The 20,783-nt window shown below is 52.5% G+C and carries 19 protein-coding genes and 1 other annotated feature; all 19 genes read right to left on the bottom strand.

The features are described from left to right. Positions 1 to 19 precede the first annotated feature (19 nt). Positions 20 to 856 carry a M50 family metallopeptidase gene (locus NST96_RS09455; protein ID WP_024983976.1) on the bottom strand — a complete coding sequence of 279 codons (837 nt, stop codon included), beginning with the start codon at positions 854 to 856 and terminating at the stop codon, positions 20 to 22. After that, complete coding sequence (locus tag NST96_RS09450; protein ID WP_031932365.1) at positions 849 to 1,628, bottom strand: M23 family metallopeptidase; 780 nt, start codon at positions 1,626 to 1,628, stop codon at positions 849 to 851. The genes NST96_RS09455 and NST96_RS09450 overlap by 8 nt, the downstream gene beginning before the upstream one ends. Before the next feature lie 137 nt (positions 1,629 to 1,765). Continuing rightward, positions 1,766 to 1,966, bottom strand: coding sequence for a cold-shock protein (locus tag NST96_RS09445; protein ID WP_003387612.1), 201 nt, complete (start codon positions 1,964 to 1,966; stop codon positions 1,766 to 1,768). A gap of 261 nt (positions 1,967 to 2,227) precedes the next feature. Then, complete coding sequence (gene rodA / locus NST96_RS09440; protein WP_003387613.1) at positions 2,228 to 3,358, bottom strand: rod shape-determining protein RodA; 1,131 nt, start codon at positions 3,356 to 3,358, stop codon at positions 2,228 to 2,230. Between the two features lie 124 nt (positions 3,359 to 3,482). Then, entirely contained in the window at positions 3,483 to 4,277 is a 795-nt protein-coding gene (minD, locus tag NST96_RS09435) for a septum site-determining protein MinD (protein WP_003387614.1), read from the bottom strand. Between the two features lie 78 nt (positions 4,278 to 4,355). Further along, complete coding sequence (gene minC, locus NST96_RS09430) at positions 4,356 to 5,051, bottom strand: septum site-determining protein MinC (RefSeq protein ID WP_342406536.1); 696 nt, start codon at positions 5,049 to 5,051, stop codon at positions 4,356 to 4,358. A gap of 73 nt (positions 5,052 to 5,124) precedes the next feature. Beyond that, positions 5,125 to 7,620 (bottom strand): penicillin-binding transpeptidase domain-containing protein, encoded by a 2,496-nt coding sequence (locus tag NST96_RS09425; protein WP_327927199.1) that lies wholly within the window; start codon positions 7,618 to 7,620, stop codon positions 5,125 to 5,127. A 42-nt stretch (positions 7,621 to 7,662) separates the two neighbouring features. Next, a complete protein-coding gene (gene mreD, locus NST96_RS09420) occupies positions 7,663 to 8,187 on the bottom strand; it encodes a rod shape-determining protein MreD (RefSeq protein WP_003387617.1) in 525 nt (174 codons plus the stop codon). Then, positions 8,187 to 9,131 carry a rod shape-determining protein MreC gene (mreC, locus tag NST96_RS09415; protein ID WP_003387619.1) on the bottom strand — a complete coding sequence of 315 codons (945 nt, stop codon included), beginning with the start codon at positions 9,129 to 9,131 and terminating at the stop codon, positions 8,187 to 8,189. Before mreC ends, mreD begins: the two co-directional genes overlap by 1 nt. Before the next feature lie 14 nt (positions 9,132 to 9,145). Continuing rightward, positions 9,146 to 10,189, bottom strand: a complete 1,044-nt coding sequence (locus NST96_RS09410; protein ID WP_003387620.1) for a rod shape-determining protein — start codon at positions 10,187 to 10,189, stop codon at positions 9,146 to 9,148. A gap of 67 nt (positions 10,190 to 10,256) precedes the next feature. Next, positions 10,257 to 10,931, bottom strand: coding sequence for a DNA repair protein RadC (radC, locus tag NST96_RS09405; RefSeq protein WP_170208322.1), 675 nt, complete (start codon positions 10,929 to 10,931; stop codon positions 10,257 to 10,259). A gap of 122 nt (positions 10,932 to 11,053) precedes the next feature. Then, positions 11,054 to 11,638 (bottom strand): Maf family protein, encoded by a 585-nt coding sequence (locus tag NST96_RS09400; RefSeq protein ID WP_003387622.1) that lies wholly within the window; start codon positions 11,636 to 11,638, stop codon positions 11,054 to 11,056. Between the two features lie 11 nt (positions 11,639 to 11,649). Further along, positions 11,650 to 11,892, bottom strand: coding sequence for a DUF4321 domain-containing protein (locus NST96_RS09395; protein WP_171506976.1), 243 nt, complete (start codon positions 11,890 to 11,892; stop codon positions 11,650 to 11,652). 248 nt (positions 11,893 to 12,140) lie between these two features. Next, positions 12,141 to 13,355 (bottom strand): hypothetical protein, encoded by a 1,215-nt coding sequence (locus NST96_RS09390; RefSeq protein ID WP_311067619.1) that lies wholly within the window; start codon positions 13,353 to 13,355, stop codon positions 12,141 to 12,143. Positions 13,356 to 13,437: 82 nt separating this feature from the next. Continuing rightward, entirely contained in the window at positions 13,438 to 14,430 is a 993-nt protein-coding gene (locus NST96_RS09385; protein ID WP_031932363.1) for a ketoacyl-ACP synthase III, read from the bottom strand. 137 nt (positions 14,431 to 14,567) lie between these two features. Continuing rightward, positions 14,568 to 15,950, bottom strand: a complete 1,383-nt coding sequence (murC, locus tag NST96_RS09380; RefSeq protein ID WP_003387626.1) for a UDP-N-acetylmuramate--L-alanine ligase — start codon at positions 15,948 to 15,950, stop codon at positions 14,568 to 14,570. Between the two features lies 1 nt (position 15,951). Beyond that, on the bottom strand, positions 15,952 to 17,322 hold the full coding sequence (locus NST96_RS09375) for a folylpolyglutamate synthase/dihydrofolate synthase family protein (RefSeq protein ID WP_003387628.1): 1,371 nt from the start codon (positions 17,320 to 17,322) through the stop codon (positions 15,952 to 15,954). A 43-nt stretch (positions 17,323 to 17,365) separates the two neighbouring features. Then, positions 17,366 to 20,041, bottom strand: a complete 2,676-nt coding sequence (locus NST96_RS09370; RefSeq protein WP_003387629.1) for a valine--tRNA ligase — start codon at positions 20,039 to 20,041, stop codon at positions 17,366 to 17,368. Positions 20,042 to 20,079: 38 nt separating this feature from the next. Further along, positions 20,080 to 20,333, bottom strand: a binding site (T-box leader). 70 nt (positions 20,334 to 20,403) lie between these two features. Further along, positions 20,404 to 20,709 (bottom strand): STAS domain-containing protein, encoded by a 306-nt coding sequence (locus NST96_RS09365; protein WP_003387630.1) that lies wholly within the window; start codon positions 20,707 to 20,709, stop codon positions 20,404 to 20,406. Between the last annotated feature and the right edge of the window lie 74 nt (positions 20,710 to 20,783).

The following is a 20,783-nucleotide window of genomic DNA, read 5'->3' as shown; positions in this document are numbered from 1 at the left end:
GGCAGAAACGCCCGCTTGCTCAAAGCAGCTTGCCAACAGCTGTGTCGTGCTTCTTTTCAAACAGCATCGCATGCAGTAGCTGCTGCTCCGGCAACAGCCCCGTCCCTTTGACGTAGACCAGATGGGTATAGCCGCGGCATAACAAGTAGGATACCTCGATTACCGTCGCGGTCGGGGGTACTGTCAAAGCACGCACAGCCTGCTCTTCTGCAGAGCGGACGTATTTTTCCATCAAGAAACGGATGAACTGATAGGGGAAGCGCAAAAATGTCTGAATGTTGATGGCCAGAAGATAGACCGCGACAATGGCAACATTCAGTTGCAGCGAGAGGCTGGCCATTCCCAGCATGAAGGCAGCAAGCAATGTGCTTGCCGCTATTGAGGAAACTGCCGCTTTCCGGTACGGAAGATACCAGCATAGCAATGCCTGGAGTATCCGTCCTCCGTCCAAAGGCCAGATCGGCAAAAGGTTAAAGCCGGCGATGATCAGATTGCTCGTCAGAAAAAAGCGGGCCCACTCCTCTGTCCATAGGCCCAGTGTCCAACAGCCCCAAGAAAACGCCATCATAACGACATTGAGAAAAGGGCCGGCAAGAGCCACAACGATTTCATCCAAGGGATCGGTCGCATACGCCTCTTCCATCGTTGCCACGCCGCCAAACGGCAGCAGCTGCACCTCCGTAACCCTCCATCCCAGCTCTCTGGCAACAGCCACATGTCCCATCTCATGAATGCAGACAATGATAAATAAAGAGAGTACTTCTGTGAACAAGCCCATGACCACTGAAAGGCCGATCACGAACCAAAAGAGCAGATGGATTCGAATACGGATGCCAAAGAGGCGCCAATCATTCAAAGGTGATCACTTCCAGCGGGTTGCTCGGTTGCTCCTGCACCTGCAGTCCTACGTACAGATGCCGTACTGTTTCATTGACCGCTCTCGGGACACCCACCACCTGCCCTGCCCCGAGAAAATCGTCGACCGCTACCTGGACCGTCTCCATATTGCCAAACCAAAGCTCCCTCCCCTTCGCCAACCGAACAACCACTGTCTTTCCGTACCCAGGCTTGTCGCCGATGAAAGTCACCCAGCCTGTCTCTCCCATCACAACATTCCCGTCCCCTTCGGTGCTCAGGATGACCTTTGTGCTTTTCGGGTCGAAGGGCTTAGCCACTCTCCAGTCCGCTGACCATTTCCAGACGTTCAAGGTCTGCGGCGTGCTTGCGGGAACGGCTTTTGTACCGGATAACGACGGCAAAAGGGTCGGCAGGGAGCCAAACCGGGCCTCGTACCAACCCGCCACACCGGAAAAATTAAAATCGCGCGTCATGACTTCGCGCGCTTGGTTTTTCCAGGAAGATGGCAGCAGCGATGATTGAAACAAAACATAGGCCAGACCAATCAACAGCAGGGACGCAACAATCTGCATGCTCCATTTTTCTTGTGGCGGCAGCGAGGGAAAGCTTCCTTTTTCTCCGCGGGATGACGTCGGAAACAAATCGGAATCCGTCTCGATCGGGTCCTTCCAGTCATCCACAAACGGGGCGAAGCTGTCTCTTGATTGGGTGCGAATCCGTTCTACCCGCTCTCGTCTTCTCTCTTTCACACCATCTACTTTATCGAACATGTACATCCCTCCGAAGGCCAAGCTTTGGTACATCTTATGACTTGTCTCCTGGCAATATTCGCAGGCTTCAGAGGGTCCATATACATGCAAAAAAGCAGTCCCTCAAACGAGAGACTGCTTTTCGTATCTGCCAATATTTACAGTTTTGCAACGTTGGCAGCTTGAGGACCACGGCTACCTTGAACGATTTCGAATTCTACTTTTTGGCCTTCTTCCAGGGTTTTGAAGCCTTCTGTCTGGATTGCGCTGTAGTGTACGAATACGTCATCTCCGCCTTCTACTTGGATGAAGCCGTATCCTTTCTCCGCGTTGAACCATTTTACGATACCTTGTTGCATGAAACAAACCTCCCTAAACATTGCGCCCATGAGGCGAGAAAGTGTACCGTTAACCTGTTTTTACAGAGAAGTTTTCTTCAGTATGGAAAAAAGTCATACCCTGGCGAGATTTGACCACATGGTGGTGTCTTCTCTTCGAAGGTACGACCCACAACCAATCCATCAAATCACTACAGCTAGTAAAAATGGTTAACTTAGGTTGAGTGTATCACATTCGGATGAAATTGTCACGCATTTTGAAATGTGTGTGAACAACTCTTTTTAATCAAATCTGAGCTTGTCTTTGCGCATCCCGATATTGAGCACGACTCCCATAATCAGAAAATTCGTGAGCAGTGAGCTCCCTCCGTAGCTGATAAATGGCAACGGAAGACCGGTAATCGGCATAAGCTGAATCGTCATTCCGATGTTTTCAAAGACCTGAAAGGTAAGCATGCCTACAACGCCCGCGACGACGTACGAACCAAACGGATCTTTGGCCTCCATGGCGATCCGGATCATCCGGTAAATCAGGAAAAAGAACAGGATCATCAGCAGACCCGCTCCGACAAAGCCCAGCTTCTCGGCGATGACGGTGAAAATAAAGTCGCTTTCCCCTACTGGCACCCAGCCGAAGCTTGCCTGCGTCGGCGTGTTTACTCCCTTGCCCAGCAATTGACCGGAACCGATGGCAATCAATGACTGTTTCAGTTGAAAGCCTTTTCCCATCGCTTCCAGATCGGGATCCAGCCAAAAGACGATCCTGTCCCACTGGTACGGCTTGATGATCTTGAAGAAAAGCGGCTGCTTGTACATATAAATAAGCGCCATCGCTCCGAAAAAGCTGACGACCAGCGTACCCAAGTACAGGACGTGCTTGAGCCGGATTCCGCCTACGATCAGCATGGTGACCAGAATTCCGCAGTAGACAAGCGCACTTCCGAGGTCGGGCTGCACGAGAATGAGCAGCAAAGGTACGGCCACGATCAAGCCTACGGGAATGAGCTGATAAAAGTAATAGAACCGATTGTTGTCTTCCGCATGTTTGGCCAAAAGCCTGGCCACCGCGAGAATCGTAAATAATTTCATCGGTTCGGAAGGCTGAAATAGGATGACCCCCAAATTGTACCAGCTGGTCGCATTGTTGATCGGCTTCGTCTCAAAGACACCAATCAGCAGAATAATTCCGATCGCATAAAAAACGTATGCCAAAGAATGATACAGCCGATAATCGAACAGCAGTGTAACGGCGAGGACAACAAAGCCGATCGAGTACCAAAGCACTTGTTTCATGGCAGCATCCACGCCCTTGGCGGACCCGCTTATCCCGATGTAGCTGAATGCGCACAAGCCAAGCAAAATGACGAGAATAGCCCAGTCTATCTGTTTTAAATGTCGTTTTTCCAGGTCCATGGTTATCCTCCTAGAAAACCTTTCTCCCCTGTCAACAGACGGGGCTTTTGCCTCTGTTCATGATGTGTAGACGAAAGGAAAGAACAGGAGTGCTCCTGTTCTTTATCTATGTGCCATCATCGGTTTATTTAAAACCAAAGAATTTCCGGACTTTTTGAAACACCCCTGCTTTTTGTTCCAAAGGCTGCAATGGAACCGCTTCACCCAGCAGGCGGCGAGCAATGTTGCGGTAGGCAATGGCAGCACGCGACTCATGATTCATAACCGCCGGCTCACCTTGGTTGGCAGATTTGATGACATGATCATCATCTGGCACAACGCCCACCAAGTCAATGGCTAGCAAATCCAGAATATCTTCCACATCCAGCATATCGCCATTTTTCACCAAATGAGGGCGCACGCGATTGATGACCAGCTTGGGCATCCCCATTTTTTCCCGCTCCAAAAGCCCAATAATACGGTCCGCATCGCGTACAGCGGCTTTTTCCGGAGTGGTAACCACAATCGCCTGGTCAGCCCCGGCGACCGCATTGCGGAAGCCCTGTTCAATGCCTGCCGGACAATCAATGACCACATAATCGAATTCACGCTTTAGCTGGGTTACAATTTCCTCCATCTGCTCGGGGGAAACTGCCGATTTGTCTTTTGTCTGTGCAGCCGGCAGCAAGGACAGATTTTCGAACCGTTTGTCTTTGATCAAGGCTTGCTGCAAACGGCAGGACCCTTCCGCGACATCAACCAAGTCGTAAATGATCCGGTTCTCCAGACCCATCACCACATCCAGGTTGCGCAGCCCGATATCGGTATCCACCATGCATACCTTTTGGCCCAAAAGTGCAAGAGCCGTTCCCAGATTGGCGGAGGTGGTCGTCTTTCCCACGCCGCCTTTTCCTGATGTTACGACAATTCCAATACCCACATCCGTTCCTCCTTCAACTACGTCGAGTACCACATTTCACATCTGTATCCCGAATCGGCAAATTCTCTCCTAGTCGTCTCAATGTTTCCGTTCTCCCAGCTCTGGACGAATGCGGGGCAAATAGTTCATCTTGGCTACTAGCATCGTCCCATCTTCCAGGTACGCGAACTCGGTGCCGCCCGAACTACTGGCCCACTCTTCTCCCGGCTTGCTGATGACATCCGCAATCCTCAGTTGGGTAGGAGCCATGACCGAAGCGGCGATGATGGCCTGTGTATCTCCTTTGAATCCCGCGTGTACATAGCCGCGAAGATTGCCCAGAATGTAAATGTTACCGGTAGCACGAACAGTACCACCGGGATTGACATCACCCAACAGCAGCAGGTCTCCTTCAAACTCCAGCACCTGTCCGGAGCGAACCGTATGCACCTGAATGGAGAACGTTGATTTGAGGCGCTCGGCAAACGCTTCTTCTTTGCTAATGACATCCGCATCGATCGTATGGATGACAAGGTTCCCTTTTTGCCGAATGATATCCGTCAACTGCTCCTGCTGTTCAGGAGAGCAGTACCGCTTCCCCAGCTTGAGAGAAACGCGAATAAGCGGGCCTGACAGGATTTGTTGATGGCTGTGCTCTATTTTTTCACGCAAGTCGGTCAGCAGTTCTTCAAAGGAACAGGTATCGTCCATGAAAAAAACGAGTCCCTCTTTTGTCCCCTTGATCGTGACCTTGCTTTTTGCAGTCGTCACCTGTTTCACCTCGACCGATACCATTCGCCATGATGACAAAAGATTCCTGCTCTGCGTGAAAAAAATGCCGAATCGGGTCGGCAGCCCGGCAGCCCGTCTACCTGGTGGTAGACTGTTGGGATCCAGTAGCTGCCGTTGCCGTTGTTTGTGAACGCTCGGTTGTAGTAGTCGCAGTTCCAGATGGTGGTGCCGGAGTCAAAACTCCTGGATTCAACTCGTTATAGGCTTCAAGCAAACGACGGGCAACAGGTCCGGTAGCATCGGAACTCGAAGTCCCGTCACGCAAGCTGTTTGGCGCAACGACGACAAATACGACTTGGGGATTTTCATAAGGTGCATAGCCGACGAGAACGGCGTTTTCTGCTCTTTGGCCTGTTTGTGCGGTACCGGTCTTGGCCGCGACCGTAAACGGCAGGCCTGCAAACGTGCGATAAGCCGTACCTCCCGGCTGGGTTACCATTCGCATCCCTTCTTGCGCCACTTTAATGTACTTGGGATCGATTTCCACCCGGTTCAGAACCTGTGGCTCAATTACAGTCAGCGTTTGGCCGGGTTGTTTCGGATCAGTCGTACCGCTGCGGATTTCTTTTACCAGATGAGGACGCATCCGATAGCCGCCGTTGGCAATAGTTGAGACGTATTGTCCGATTTGCATCGGCGTGAACAGGTCGTACTGGCCGATCATGGCGTCTGCAAGGTTTCCGTAGAACAAGTTGGAGTTTTCCACTCCCTTTCGCTCTCCCGGCAGATCGATTCCTGTTTTCACGCCCAAGCCAAATTGGGCATTGTAGTAATCGAGAATGGAGAATTGCTCGGACCAGTGTGTCTTCGCCCGATTGGCCAAACGAATGGCCATTTCGTACATGTACGTGTTATTCGATACTTGCAGGGCACGCCGGGCGTTGACAATCCCATGGCCTCCCGGCTTCCAGTTCCGCTTGTACGACGTTCCGACCTTTAATCCGCCTCGGTCGTTAATCGATTCAGTTGGCGTGGTCAGCCCTTCCTGCAGCGCAATCATCACCGACAGCGGCTTATACGTAGAAGCCGGGGGATAAGCTGCATAAATGAAGCGATTTGATTCATTCGGGAGAATTTCTGTCGCGTATCTCTTGTTGAACTCTTTCCGGTCATAGTAAAGGTTCAAATCGTAATCAGGATAGCTGGCCATCGCCAGCACTTCGCCTGTATTCGGATTCATCACCAGCACATGGGCATCCTTGAATTCCTTCGGCGTGCTCGGTTTTTTCTTGAATGCCTCTACTTCTTCCTTCAAAATCGCCTCTACCTTGCTTTGGAAACGCCAGTCCAGCGACAGAACGAGATCGTCACCGGGCTCTGCGGGACGCCGGGGATTTCTCTCCACGGTTTCCGAATTTTTATTGACGTGCACCTCTTCAACGCCGTCTTTTCCCCGCAAGTAGCGTTCGTAGTAGCTCTCCAGACCCGTCACGCCTACCCGGTCGAATGGATTGTAGCCCTGTGCCTGGTATTCCTTTAGCTGTTCCGGCTTGATCGCGTTGGTGTAGCCGAGAATATGCGTAGCAAAGCCAGTACCGTCGGGATCCCGGAAAATTTCCCGGACCGGCTCGAGAACGACGGAGATTCCCGGCAGTTCAGACAGCCTTTCTTCAATCTTGAACCGCTCGTTGTCCGTGATATTTACCTTTACACGGCGGGGAATGTAGCTTGGCAGGTGGGACGAGCGCATCTCTTTCAACAGAGACAGCTTGTGCCATTGAAACTGGCGTTGCTGGTCATTCAGCTTCAAATTGATTTCCAGGCCAAACAGCGAAGCATACCGCAGTAAATCCATGTCGGATTTCGTGCCCAGCTCTGCCGGAGACGGCAGCTTCTCCAGCTGGTATTTTGTCTCTTTGACCAGATCGCTGCGGTCGTCCTTGTCCAGCGTCAGCTTCAACGGTACATTGGCAGCAATGGCGCTCTTCAATAGCTCCGTATCCGACATCCCGTCAAACGCGGACGACTGTCCTGGAGCACTCATCTTTGCTTTCAGCGCGTTCTGAACCGTCTTCCGCTCCTGATCGGTGAACGGAGATCGTACGCGCAAGCCCACGTAAAGCGCTGTTTTTACCAGATCCACATCGGACTTTCCTTCCACTTCGCTTACCTTTGGCAGCTTTTGAAGCTTGGGAATGAGCTTGTTGATCAGCTCTTCCGTTTCTTTCGGCCCGAAGGCAACCGGCAATGTGGAATTCAGCTCGATCGTTTTTTTCAGCAATTCCTCATCCGTGCCCATCTTTTCCGCGTCTACAGTCAGGATTCGGGCCAAACGGTCGGCTACCTGTTCCTCATCAATGTCCTTTCCTTCCTCTTCCACATACGTAACGGTGTATACCGGTTTATTGGAAACGAGCACGGCTCCGTTCGTATCCAGAATTCGACCGCGGGGCGCAGGAATAGGCAGCTCTCGAATGCTGAACTTCTCCAATTCGTGCCGGTACTGTTCCCCTTCAACCAGCTGAACGTAGGCCAGTCGGAGGATGACAGCTGCAAAGAGCAGAAACACGATGATAAACAAGATGTTTAGCCGTACCGGAATATGCGATTTCTGTTCCTGGGTTTCACCCACGATCCTTCTCCTCCTCTCAGGGTGAATCGTCATACCAATGATTTATTCCAGCGGCACTTCCCGTTTGGAGATGACAGCCTTGCAGATGGTCTTCATCGGGAGATAAATCAATAGTCCAAACAGGATATTGAGAACCGTTGTCGGTATGATTTGCCAATTTAACATCCAGCGAACATCCAGCGGTGCAGTCGCAAATAACCGATGAGTGCTGTACAAAAGCCATTCGTGGCCAAACAGGATCAGGCTGCATGTGATGAAGACCATCGCAAAGCCGCGCTGAAACAAGACGACGATCAGCCCTGCGAAATAGCTGGCTACCATCATCGTCATCATGTACAGTCCTACAACCTGTCCATAAAGAACATCGTGGAGCAATCCGATGGCCAGGCCGTAGTACAATCCCTCACGCCTTCCCAGAAACATGGACACGAGCAAGGTACCTACAAGCGCAAATCGGGGTACTGTCATCCAGGACAGACCCCATGCGGAAGGCGACACAAACTGTATAACCGTTCCCTCAAGAACAAACAACAGCAGCAGCGTCAACGTCAGCAATAACCGAGACATTATTGTCCACCCCCGGCAGCCGGCGGAGCGGGTGGTGTCTGTGTCTGCTGGTTGGGAACCAATTCGCCTGTAGGCGTGAAGGTAAAGCTCCGTTCTACCACCATCACTTCATTTAATTGGGAGAAGTCTGCGCTGGGCTGGATGTAGGCCGTCTGCGTCAAACCGTAATCATCCGGCTCTACCCGGACAATATACCCGATCGGCAGATTTCGCGGTATCACCCCGCCCAGGCCGGAAGACACCACCTGCTGTTTTGCTTCAATTTTCTGTCCCCAAGGAATTTTTCGCATGATCAACAGACGCTCCTGAGGATCGTATTCTTCAATGACGCCGCTTACGGTTTGATAGGACGTCGTGCCGTTGGCCGCCTGCAGCTTCACCTGGATATAGGCAGATATGTGGTTTCGCCGCTCGTAGCTGGTCAACAGCTCGACTGTCGAAGAGAAATTGGCTACGCTCTGTACTCGTCCGATCAAGCCTTTGGCTGTCATCACTGCCATATCTTTTTTGATTCCGTGCTTTAATCCTTTGTCAATCGTAATCGTATTGTTCCAAGTGTCTGGATTTCGCGCCACTACCTCTGCGAAGCGGAGATCGTATGATTTTACCAGATTATCCTTCGCCTGCAGGGCGGACCGCAAACGTTCATTTTCCGCTTGCAGGTCGTGCAATTCGGCTGTCATTCTCGCGTATTGGTCCATACCAGCTTTCAGTGCACGATTCTCCTCGTAAACATCATACGCATCGCCAATTCCCTGAAAAAAGCCGGAAACAGCCTGGGCAGGGCGATAAAAAAAGCCCTGCACCACGCTGAATGTATCCTTCAAAAACATTTCCGGCCAGCTGAGTTTAGACCGTTCCCGGGAAGTGAAACCCACGATCGTAATGAGCAAAACCAGGCCCACAAGGACAATGATCAGTCGCTTATTCCCGAAAAACGACATGCCGCAACCTCCGTTTATCTACCGCGTTTTTGTCGGGAAGAGGTTATACCGTGCTTTGACTTGAACAAGTGCAGGTTCTCCAACGCACGGCCGGTTCCGATCGCTACACAATCCAGTGCGTTTTCCGCAACGTGAACCGGCATGCCGGTTTCTTTGCTCAGAAGACGATCCAAATTGCGGAGCAAGGCCCCGCCACCGGTCAGTACAATCCCTCTGTCCATAATGTCCGCAGCAAGCTCCGGCGGACTTTTTTCCAACGTAACTTTTACAGCTTCCACAATCGCCGCTACCGTCTCGGCCAGGGCTTCGGCGATCTCCGTACTGCTGACGCTCAGCGTCTTCGGCAATCCCGTTACGAGGTCGCGTCCGCGGATTTCTACCGACTCTACTACTTCCGGCGGAATGGCAGAACCGATCTCCAGCTTCAGTGTCTCCGAGCTGCGCTCCCCAATCATCAGATTGTACTTCCGTTTGATGTATTGAACGATCGCCTCGTCCATCTCGTCCCCTGCTACACGAATCGAGCGGGCAGTGACAATTCCGCCTAGCGAAATGATGGCAACCTCAGTCGTACCGCCGCCGATGTCCACAACCATGCTGCCAGTCGGCTCCCATACAGGCAGATCAGCCCCGATGGCAGCGGCAAAAGGTTCTTCGATCGTGAATGCTGCTTTTGCACCTGCTTGGGTAGTCGCATCTTCCACAGCGCGCTTTTCAACCGCTGTGATCCCGGATGGAACACACACCATCACATTTGGACGGCGGCTGAACAGCCCTTTGTTCTTTTGCGCCTGATTAATAAAGTATCGCATCATAGTGGCGGTTGTTTCAAAATCGGCGATGACACCGTCCTTCATCGGACGAACGGCGACGATATTGCCCGGTGTACGGCCGATCATGTTTTTCGCCGCGTTACCGACGGCCTCAATGGTATTCGTATCGGTACGGATCGCCACGACAGACGGCTCACGAACGACGATTCCTTTCCCTTTTGCATAAACGAGTGTATTGGCAGTGCCAAGGTCAATCCCCATGTCACGAGAAAATCCACCAAACATAGAAAAACTCCTTCCGCTAAGTTCCAAATGCTAGTAAGTATTGTAAGTCATTAGCGAAACAGGGGGATTACAAATATCCCTGCTCCTTTAGGCTGACAAAGCTGCCGTCACCGATGATGATATGATCGAGCAATGAAATGCCGATCAGTTCACCGGCCTCCTGCAGTGTCCGCGTAACGGCAATATCCTCCCTGCTGGGTGTAGGATCGCCGCTCGGATGATTATGCAAGCAGATGACCGAAGCACTGCTGCGCCTGATCGCTTCTTTGAAGACTTCTCTGGGGTGCACGATCGAAGCGTCGAGACTCCCGACAAAAATAGTCTGTTTTCCGATCACGTGATTTTTTGTGTTTAGAAACAAGCAAACAAAATGCTCTTGGGTCAAGTGCCTCATTTCCGGAAGCATCAGCTTGGCGACGTCACGCGGCAAGCGAATCGTTGTGCGCTTTTCGGGGGAAGAAAGGGCAACCCTTCTGCCCAGCTCGAACGCAGCCTGCAATTCCACCGCCTTGACGGTGCCTACTCCCTTGATCCTTGTCAGCTCAGCATGAGAGGCTTGGGCCAATTCGCCGATGTCGCCGAAGGTGGCCAACAAGCGCTGCGCCAGTTGAAAAACCGTCTCTTGTTCTCTTCCCGTACGGAGCATAATGGCAATCAGCTCGGTGTCCGAAAGGTAAGCCGCTCCCTCCCGAAGCAGTCTTTCCCTTGGACGGTCATAGTAAGGGACGTTTTTCATGTGCATTTTGTTACACTCTTTTTGCGCCAATTTTTACCGCCTCCAGCTTCCATAGGAAGGTTGTGCGAGTAACGGCTGGCGATGAAGGCGTTTCAAGTGCTGTGTGGCCGTTGCCGCGTTTTCTTACGTTACAACAAGGAAATCCCGAAACGGGAAAGCATGTTGGCCGTCAGACAAAGAGGCAGGCCAACTACAGTAAAATAGTCGCCTGTAATGCTTTCTACCATGGTTGCACCTATACCTTGAATGGCGTAGGAACCAGCCTTGTCCATCGGTTCTTTGGTACGAATGTATGCGTGAATCTCGCGATCGGTCAGCGCTCGAAACCGCACTTGTGTCTTGCTGTGCTTTACTTCGGAGCGACCGGTTTCGGCATCGATCAGAGCAACCCCGCTGTATACGACGTGCTCCCGTCCTTGAAGAGAAGAAAGCATCTGAAACGCCTCCTCTTCGTCAGCAGGCTTGCCCAAAATGATGTCATCCAAAACCACAACCGTATCGGAGCCCAAGACAATACCCTTCTCTACTCTGTCTGCCACAGCCCTGGCTTTTCGGTATGCCAATTGTTCGACTACTTCGTGGGGGAGCAGCCCCTCCTGCGTGGATTCATCTACGTCACTGGTCATGACCGTGAAGTCGAAGCCCACTGTCTTCAAGAGTTCGCGACGGCGAGGAGATGAGGATGCCAAAATGAGAGATGTACTGGTTTTCATGTCGTCTCTACCTACTTCATTCTTCGATATATCCAGAACGCGAGGGCAAGCCCTCCAATACTAGCCGGATTTAGTTTTACCTGAAGGTTCAAGTCGTACTTCAAAATTTCTAAATCGGCTGCTGGTGACCATGTTATCTCTTTGCTCTTCGTCAGAAAAGGGACCCATGGCCCCAAAACTTCTCCCAGGATGCTTCCACATAACAACCCGGAAATTAAAAGAAAAACAAGTGTAAGCGTTTCTTTCCCCTTCATCAATTCTCCACTCCCTTTTTAGCAAGGGAATCTATTTTTGCCAACCATAAGTGTAGCAAATGGGACCACTCGAAACAATCCCTGATTGCTCCTGGTACTTACTGTATAAAAAGAAAAGACTTCCAGCAAGAATATATGCCGCAAGTCCCGTGTCCATTTGTGTATCTTTTGATGTTTTATGTCGGAGCAATAATCTGCCGCAAAGGGAGCGTCATGAGGCGTATGAGCGATAAGCAGGCTTCGTTAGGCTAGCTGTTTTTTTGAAGCTGGGCTACCCAGTCGGAATAGGATTCCCAGAAGGAGAGCACGCCAGTCTGTACTTGCCAGGCATATGATTCTGCGCTGGCCTGTTTCTTTGCCGCCGCTGCTTCTGCCATTTTCCCCTGTGCGGTCATCGCCTGATTAATCCCGTTCACCATGCCGTTGATCATGGGCTGCCATTGCTCAGAGGTCTGCAGCAATCGACTCTCCTCCAAAAACTGACGGTGCTGCTCTTTTAGCTGAGCCTCCTCTTCCTTTGACAAAGGCGGCTGGGCCGTGCTGACAACCGCACCGGATTGAAGAGACAGGGTCTTGGCTATTTTCCATCCGTTCTGCAAAAACCCGTTTACATCCGGCAGCTTCTCGCCAGTTGTCGCCGCTTGCAGGGAGACTGCCTTGTCAATTCCCGGGAAGGTCATTTCCTTTACATACACATCGATGCCCTTTTGCTTCAATATGCTGGCAAAGCCCAGTACAGCATCCCTGTTGGGAGAACCTGCTGCAAACAAGTACTGCTTATCGCTCCCCTTGTACAGAAGATGCGGAAGTCCCGCATCCTTGAGCGGCATGACTACGTCCTCTCTTGGCACGTCAGGCTGAAATGCACCGGCCTGAGCGACAAACAGCTTTTCATCGGGCAGCTTCAATTTTACCTCTTGTCCCGGGGCCTGTGTCTGGGATGAGACGGGCTTCGTCAAAGCTGCTCCCGGGTCTGTCGCTGATTTCGGCTCCGGCTCCTGTGCAGTCAATGTATGAACGGTATCGCTCAAAACGGCTTGGTACGATTGCGTTACCTGCTCCTGGTTGAATACAGTCAAAACCAGCAAGCCAAACAGCAAGCCGATGGCTACTGCTCCTCCTGTGCTCAGCAAGGTTTTCGCCCACCCTTGATCACGCACCCAATCTGGCACAATGATGGGCCTTCTGCCACCTGGAGTGTGGTGCTCATTTCCACCTTCATCCACTGGCAGAATCACGTCTTGTCGCGGCTCTTTCGGCTCCGTCTGCGACGTGGCGCGAAGCTGGGCCAGCCGTGACCAAGCATCCTCGTTTCGGACCGGCTTTGCCACAGGCGCCTGGCTTTGAACCGAATTCCACCGCATCGGCTGCTCCGCTTTTTTCTCCTTTTCCGTTCTCTTCCCGTTCCACTGCTCCCCGTTCAGCCTCACCGTAACCTTGCTTTTGTCTCTTTCCCCGTTCACGATAAACGCCTCCTCCACCCAGGCTACTTTGTATCAGCATACGTCTGGGAGGGACAGGTTATGACTCTCGGGGCGGACGTGTTTACGGGTTCCAGGAAAGCAGCAGCCCGGCGTGCACCAGCCCTCCGCCGAAGCCGTACAGCAAAAGCGTATCTCCCGGTTTCACCCGCCCGTCCCGGATGCCCAGATGCAAGGCTAGCGGGATCGTCGCTGCAGAAGTATTGCCATAATATTTCAGGCTGTAGAGCGTCTTTTCCATCGGAAACCCGCTCTTCTCACAAATCGACTCGATCATCCGCAAATTGGCACTGTGCGGGATAAACCAATCCACATCATCCAGGCTTTTGCCTGCCTTCTCCACGACAGCCTGCATTCCTTTGGGAACGGTGGTTACGGCCCATTTGTACACCTCTCTGCCGTTTTGCACGATCAAGCCGTTCCCGGCAAGCTCGTGGTCACCCATCCGGCTAGACAGCCCTGATCGATAGACGTGAATGCCCCCTTCTCCTTTTGCCCCCACGTTTGCGGAGAGGAACGAACCGTGGCCCGGGGCCGCTTCCACCAGCATAGCGCCCGCACCATCCCCAAACAGAATGCAGGTGGTGCGATCCGTGTAGTCTGTAACTTTCGACATCGTTTCTGCTGCCACGACAAGGATGCGGCGGTGCAAACCCGCGCTGATCATGCCATCAGCCAGATGCAGGGCATAAGTAAACCCGGCACATGTCGCATTCAGGTCGAGCGCTCCCGCATGAGTCATCCCGAAATGAGCCTGCAGTTTGCTCGCTACACTGGGAAACGGATAATCCGGCGTCGTCGTCGACACCAGGACCAGATCGACATCGGAGACGTCCTTGCCCCAGGTCTGCATCAGGTTTTCTACCGCAGCAATCGCCAAATCGCTCGTGTATTGATCTTCCGCTGCAATTCTTCGCTCATGGATTCCTGTGCGCTGCACAATCCATTCATTGGATGTATCCACCATTTCCTCCAGATCGGAATTGGTCATAATCCGCTGAGGCACATACGTCCCGATTGCCGTTATTCTCGCTGAGGATTTTCTTTCCAAAGACATATTGCAGCCACCCCTTTATCACTTAGTATTAGTACCTGGTACTAATTATATGGATTTTTGCTCCTTTTGACAAGAAAAAAAGCCCGGACTGTCGTCCAGGCTCCCATACATATCTGTCTTGCTTTCATTTGCATGCGTTATTTCACCAGTTTTTCCGCCAGCCAGTGCGCCGACTTCCAGATGTCCCCGGCTCCCATTGTCAGCACGAGGTCGCCCGGTTTGAGCGATCGCGCGAGATGATCCTGCACGAGCTCCTTGGTCGGAATGTACTGGGCGCGCGGATGGCTGTTGGTGCGGATTTTTTCAACCAGCACCTCTGCCGTGACGCCTTCGATCCGCGCTTCTCCCGCAGGTGAATAGATGTCTGTAATAATGACTTCATCTGCTTCCCCGAAGGCTTTGCTAAACTCATCCATCAAAAAGTACGTTCGGGTATAGCGCTGCGGCTGAAACACCGCAATTACGCGACGGCCCGATGCCCGCGCGCCATTCAAGGTCGCCATAATCTCTGTCGGATGATGGGCGTAGTCATCTACCACCAAAATGTCCTGTGCATCCCCGATGATCTGGAAACGCCTTTTGGCTCCGCTGAATGAGGTAAAGGCGGCTGCGATCTGTTCAAACGCAAGACCAGCCTCGAGGCATACGACAACTGCCGCCAATGCGTTGGCGATGTTGTGTTTACCCGGCACAAACAGCACGAGCTCTCCCAGCAAGACATCCTTGCGGTAAATTTTGCAGTTGGTCCGCCTGTCTCCGCAAACGATCTCCCTGGCACTGAAATCTGCCTGATCCACATATGCAGGCTGAATGGAGTACGTGATTGCCTCTCCCGTCATGTCTGCCATCAGTTCCCGGATATGCGGGTCATCCAAACAGAGGACAGCCTTTCCTCCCGGCTTCAAGTGGCTCAGGAATTTGGCGTAGGCACGCTTCAGGTTGGCAAAATCGCCGTCAAAATGCTCCAGATGATCCGGTTCGATATTGGTTACAACTTCATAAACCGGCCGGTATTCCAGAAATGAGCCATCGCTTTCATCGGCTTCGGCAATGACGAGGTCGCTTTTGCCTGCTTTCGCGTTGGTTCCTGCGCTCATCAGCTCGCCGCCAATGATGAACGTCGGATCAACACCGCATTCCTCGAGCACATGGGCAATCATCGAGGTCGTCGTCGTTTTACCGTGTGCGCCAGCTACAGCCACACCCGTACGCTCATTCAAAATACTGGCCAGCATTTGGGAACGGTGCAAAACCGGAATCCCTCTTTCCGCCGCCGCAACCACCTCCGGATTGTCCGGGGAGATGCTGGTGGAATATACAACCTTATCGCATCCTGCAACGTGACTGGCGTCGTGTCCAATATGCACGACAGCCCCACGCTGTACTAGTTTTTTGGCCAAGTCGTTCATTGCGACATCGGAGCCGGTTACCTTGTAGCCAAGGTCGATCAAGACGCGGGCGATGGCGCTCATGCCATATCCGCCTATGCCCACAAAGTGGACGTGTTGGGCCTGATCCACCCTATTCACCTGCCTCTTCTACAGTAGTGGGAAAGAATGTGCGCACTTGGGCGATGAAATAGAGCGAACCGCAGACAACCAACCAGTCGTCGCCGTTTGCTGCTCGGTTGTCCTTCACCCAAGAAGCGAGAAACTGGCGCCAATCGGAGACAATATCCAAGCGTGCAGCTTCCCAGCCTCCCGCAAGAAATGCCTCTTGCAATTGACCAGTCTCCGCGGCGCGGGGGAAGTCAAACTTCGTCAGTCGAACGGTTTCTACGTTTGTCTGCAATCCTCTCAGCGCTTCGGCCATCCTTTTCAGCGGCTTATCCGCCAACCCGGAGAACAGCAAATGCAGCCGGGTATTTGGCGTCGTCAACCGGTTCAAGCTGGCAACCAGCGCCTCGATTCCTTCCTGATTGTGAGCCCCATCCAACATGACCATTGGTCTTGGCGAGACTACCTCTAGACGCCCAGGCCAGCGAGTTTGTTGCAGTCCGCGCACAATTTCTTCTTCCTCCAGGAGATAAGACAGGTAATTGCGCAGAACGTCGATGGTCATCAGCGATACCGCGGCGTTTTCTGCCTGATGGGGGCCATTCATTGCCAGCCGGTATTCTGACTCGGCCCGCCGGAAAATGCTCCGGTAGCGGATCTGTTGTTCACCGATCCGCTCCTGCAGCTGCTCTGCATCAAAATGGGAACCGATGCGATACAGCGTACTTCGCGACCTGTCTGCGGCCTCCTGCAGGACCGCGAGCACTTCTGCCCGCCTTTCACCAGTGATGACGGGTACCCCCGGCTTGATGATCCCCGCCTTTTCCCGGGCAATCTCGGGAAGGCTGTTTCCGAGTACGTCCATGTGATCCATGCCTATGTTCGTAATGACGGTTGCGATCGGGAAAACGACATTGGTCGAGTCCAGTCGTCCGCCCAAGCCCGTTTCCCAGACCACGACTGCCGGTCTTGTCACGTTGGCAAAATAGAGGATGGCAATGAGTGTAATCACTTCAAATTCGGTAGGAGAGCCAAATCCTGATTCTGCTTCGCAGCGCTCCACAAGAACCCTTGCCTGTTCCACCAATTCGACCAAATCGGCTTGCGGAATCATCGCCCCGTTGTATCGAATCCTTTCCCGGAAATCGATCAGGTACGGGGAAGTGAACATCCCTACACTGTATCCGGCCTCCATCAGCATATGGCTCAGATAAGAGCAGGTAGAGCCTTTCCCGTTCGTACCGGCGACGTGAATAAAAGCAAGCCGTCTCTCGGGATTCCCCAATTGCCCCAGCATCCACTGCATTCTTTCCAGTCCCGGCTTTTGGCCAAACCGAAGCAGTCCGTGCAGCCAGTCTAGCGCTTTTGTGTATCCTTCCAATCCTTCAGCATTCATGCCGCATTGCTCCATTCTCAAAAATATGCGAAGGTACGGCGGTTCATTCGCCTTTTAGCTCAGATAGGCGGGCCATTACTTTCTCGCGTTTTTCCATGTAACCGGCCATCTTCGCCCGTTCCTCTTCGACTACTTTTTCCGGAGCCTTAGCCATGAAGCCCGGATTGTTCAGCTTTTTCTCGATTCGCTCGACTTCTCCGTGCAGCGTCGCCAGTTCTTTTTCCAGACGCTTCACTTCTTGGTCCAGATCAATCAATCCCGCCAGCGGCAAGAAAAGCTCCGCACCTGACACGACTGCGGACATCGCTTTGTCCGGTGTCTTTAGCTGCTCGCTGATCTCCAGGCGCTCCGGATTGCAGAAACGGACCAGGTACTCTTCACCGCGTTGGAGACGTTCCAGCGTGAGAGAATCGCCCGGCTTGATCAAGAGCTCGATTTTCTTGGACATCGGCACATTCACTTCGGCCCGGATGTTGCGGACACTGCGAATGACTTCCACGAGCAGATTCATTTCTGCCTCTGCGTCCGGGAAAATCAATTGCTCATTTACTGTCGGCCAGGCTGCAACCGTGATGCTTTCTCCCTGATGCGGCAGTGCTTGCCAAATTTCCTCGGTCATGTAAGGCATGAACGGATGCAAGAGACGCAAGGTCTGATCGAGTACAGTGACCAGGACGGATTGGGTCGTCTTTTTCGCTGCCTCGTCATTGCCGTACAGCGGCAGCTTCGCCATTTCGATGTACCAGTCGCAAAGGTCATCCCAGATGAAGTTGTACAGGACGCGGCCAGCTTCGCCGAATTCAAACGCATCCATGAGACGGGTAACGTCTTTGATCGTCGCCTGCAGGCGGGACAGAACCCATTTGTCCGGTGTGGACAGGTTTCCACTAAGATCGATGTCCTCGTAGCCAAACCCTGTCAGATTCATCAAAGCAAAGCGGGACGCATTCCAAATCTTGTTGGCGAAGTTGCGGTTCGCCTCTACTTTTTCCCAGTAGAAACGCTGGTCGTTACCCGGCGAATTTCCCGTTGCGAGCGTAAAGCGCAGGGCGTCCGCTCCGTACTTCTCGATTACTTCCATCGGGTCAACCCCGTTGCCCAGCGACTTGGACATTTTCCGTCCTTCGGAGTCCCGAATAATGCCGTGAATCAAAACGGTGTCAAACGGATTTTTGCCGGTAAATTCGAGTCCGCTGAAAATCATCCGCGCTACCCAGAAGAAGATGATATCGTAGCCGGTAACCAGTACATTGGTCGGATAGAAGTACTTCATATCCTCTGTCTCTTCCGGCCAGCCCAGCGTCGAGAATGGCCAGAGGGCCGAGGAGAACCAGGTGTCGAGAACGTCCTGATCCTGCACTAGCTGATGGCTGTGGCAGTGCGGGCACTCACCTGCATCTTCGCGGGAAACGATGGTCTCGCCGCAATCCTGGCAGTACCAGGCCGGAATCCGGTGGCCCCACCAGAGCTGGCGGGAGATGCACCAATCGCGGATATTCTCGATCCAGCGCAGGTAGTTTGTCTTGAAGCGCTCCGGCACGAATTTGACACTGTCCTCGCTGTACGCGTTGGCAATCGCCGCATCTGCCAGGGGCTGCATTTTGACAAACCACTGGGTGGACAGATACGGTTCAACGACGGCATCGCTGCGTTCACTGTGTCCAACCTGATGGATGTGCTCCTCGATCTTGAACATGACGCCTTGTTCGGTCAAGTCCTTGATGATTTGCTTGCGGCACTCAAAACGGTCCAGCCCTTTATAGCCAGCCGCATTTTCGTTCATCGTCCCTGATTCGTCCATGACGACGATTTGCGGAAGCTGATGTCTTTGACCGAGCTCAAAGTCGTTCGGGTCATGGGCCGGTGTAATTTTTACGGCACCGGAACCAAACTCAGGGTCTACATAGTCATCTGCCACGATCGGAATTTCCCGGCCAACGATCGGCAGAATGACGGTTTTGCCGATCAGATGCTTGTAACGCTCGTCTTCGGGATGAACGGCTACTGCCGTATCACCAAGCATGGTTTCCGGACGCGTCGTCGCCACTTCGATGTAGCCGCTTCCGTCTGCCAATGGGTAGCGCATGTGATGCAGGGCGCCCTTTACTTCTTTATAGATGACCTCGATATCGGACAGGGCCGTGCGGGCAGCAGGGTCCCAGTTGATAATCCGATTGCCGCGGTAAATGAGTCCTTTTTCATACAGACGTACAAATACCTCGCGAACGGCACGGGAAAGTCCTTCGTCCATCGTAAAGCGCTCGCGCGAGTAATCAAGGGCAAGACCGAGCTTTTCCCATTGCTCGCGAATATGCTCGGCGTAGATGTGCTTCCATTCCCACACCTTCTCGAGGAATTTTTCACGTCCCAGATCGTGACGGGAGATGCCTTCCTCGCGCAGCGTCGCTTCTACACGAGCTTGCGTCGCGATACCGGCGTGGTCCATTCCCGGCAAAAACAGCGCACTGTATCCCTGCATGCGCTTGGTTCGGGTGATGATGTCCTGCAGTGTCGTGTCCAGGGCATGGCCCAGGTGCAGCTTTCCCGTTACGTTTGGCGGCGGGATAACGATTGTAAACGGACGTTTCTGGGGGTCTCTCTCTGCTTTGAAAAAGCCTTTTTCGATCCAGTACGGATACCATTTGGATTCGGCTGCCTTTGGATCGTAGTTTTTCGGCAGCAGCTGATCAATGTCATTGGTCGCTTGTTGATTCGACATGGCAATGCCTCCTTAAGAAAATAAAAAAACCTTCCATCCCAAAGGACGAAAGGATTGTTTCGCGGTACCACCTTTGTTAATGCAAGCCTTCGCATCCATTGCCGAAGTGCCGCATTCACTCTGACAAGATAACGGTTGTTAGCCGGTCGCGGCTACAGCACAAAATATGTGCATTCACCGAAACAACTCCCGGGCGACCTTCGACCAATCCCTTCCTTAGAGAATCTCGCAGCTACTGATTCTCCTCTCTGCCAAGGCGTCCTGGTCTACTCTTCCCGTTCACAGCAATCACTTTGTTTCATTTCATGTCAATCGTATTATATACAATCCAGGTGCAGCCCGTCAAACCCGGTTTCACCTGGCTAATTCACGGTGATTCCGAGCGCTTCCGCAAATCCAAGGACGTGCAGGATGTCCATTATTTCTTCGCGTACATTGATGATCTCTACCCGCTTTCCCAAAGCGAGCAAATCTTTCGTCGTAAAAAACAGATTGCCGATGCCGGAAGAATCGACGAACGTCACATCCCGAAAATCAACCGTAACCGAGCCGTTTCTTTCTCCGTATTCGCGCAATAGATTGCCGACCTTGTCACCTACAGCCATGTCCAATTCACCGGCAAAGTAAAGGGTAGCCTGTCCGTTCGTTTCTGTTGCCTGGAAGTCCATGCACACATACTCCTCTCACGCTTTCATTCTTTATTTATGTAACGAATTACCCCGTTATCAAGTTACCCAAGTTT

The organism is Brevibacillus sp. FSL K6-2834, assembly GCF_038592925.1.
Lineage (GTDB): Bacteria > Bacillota > Bacilli > Brevibacillales > Brevibacillaceae > Brevibacillus > Brevibacillus borstelensis.
This window is presented reverse-complemented; position numbering and strand designations above follow the sequence as displayed.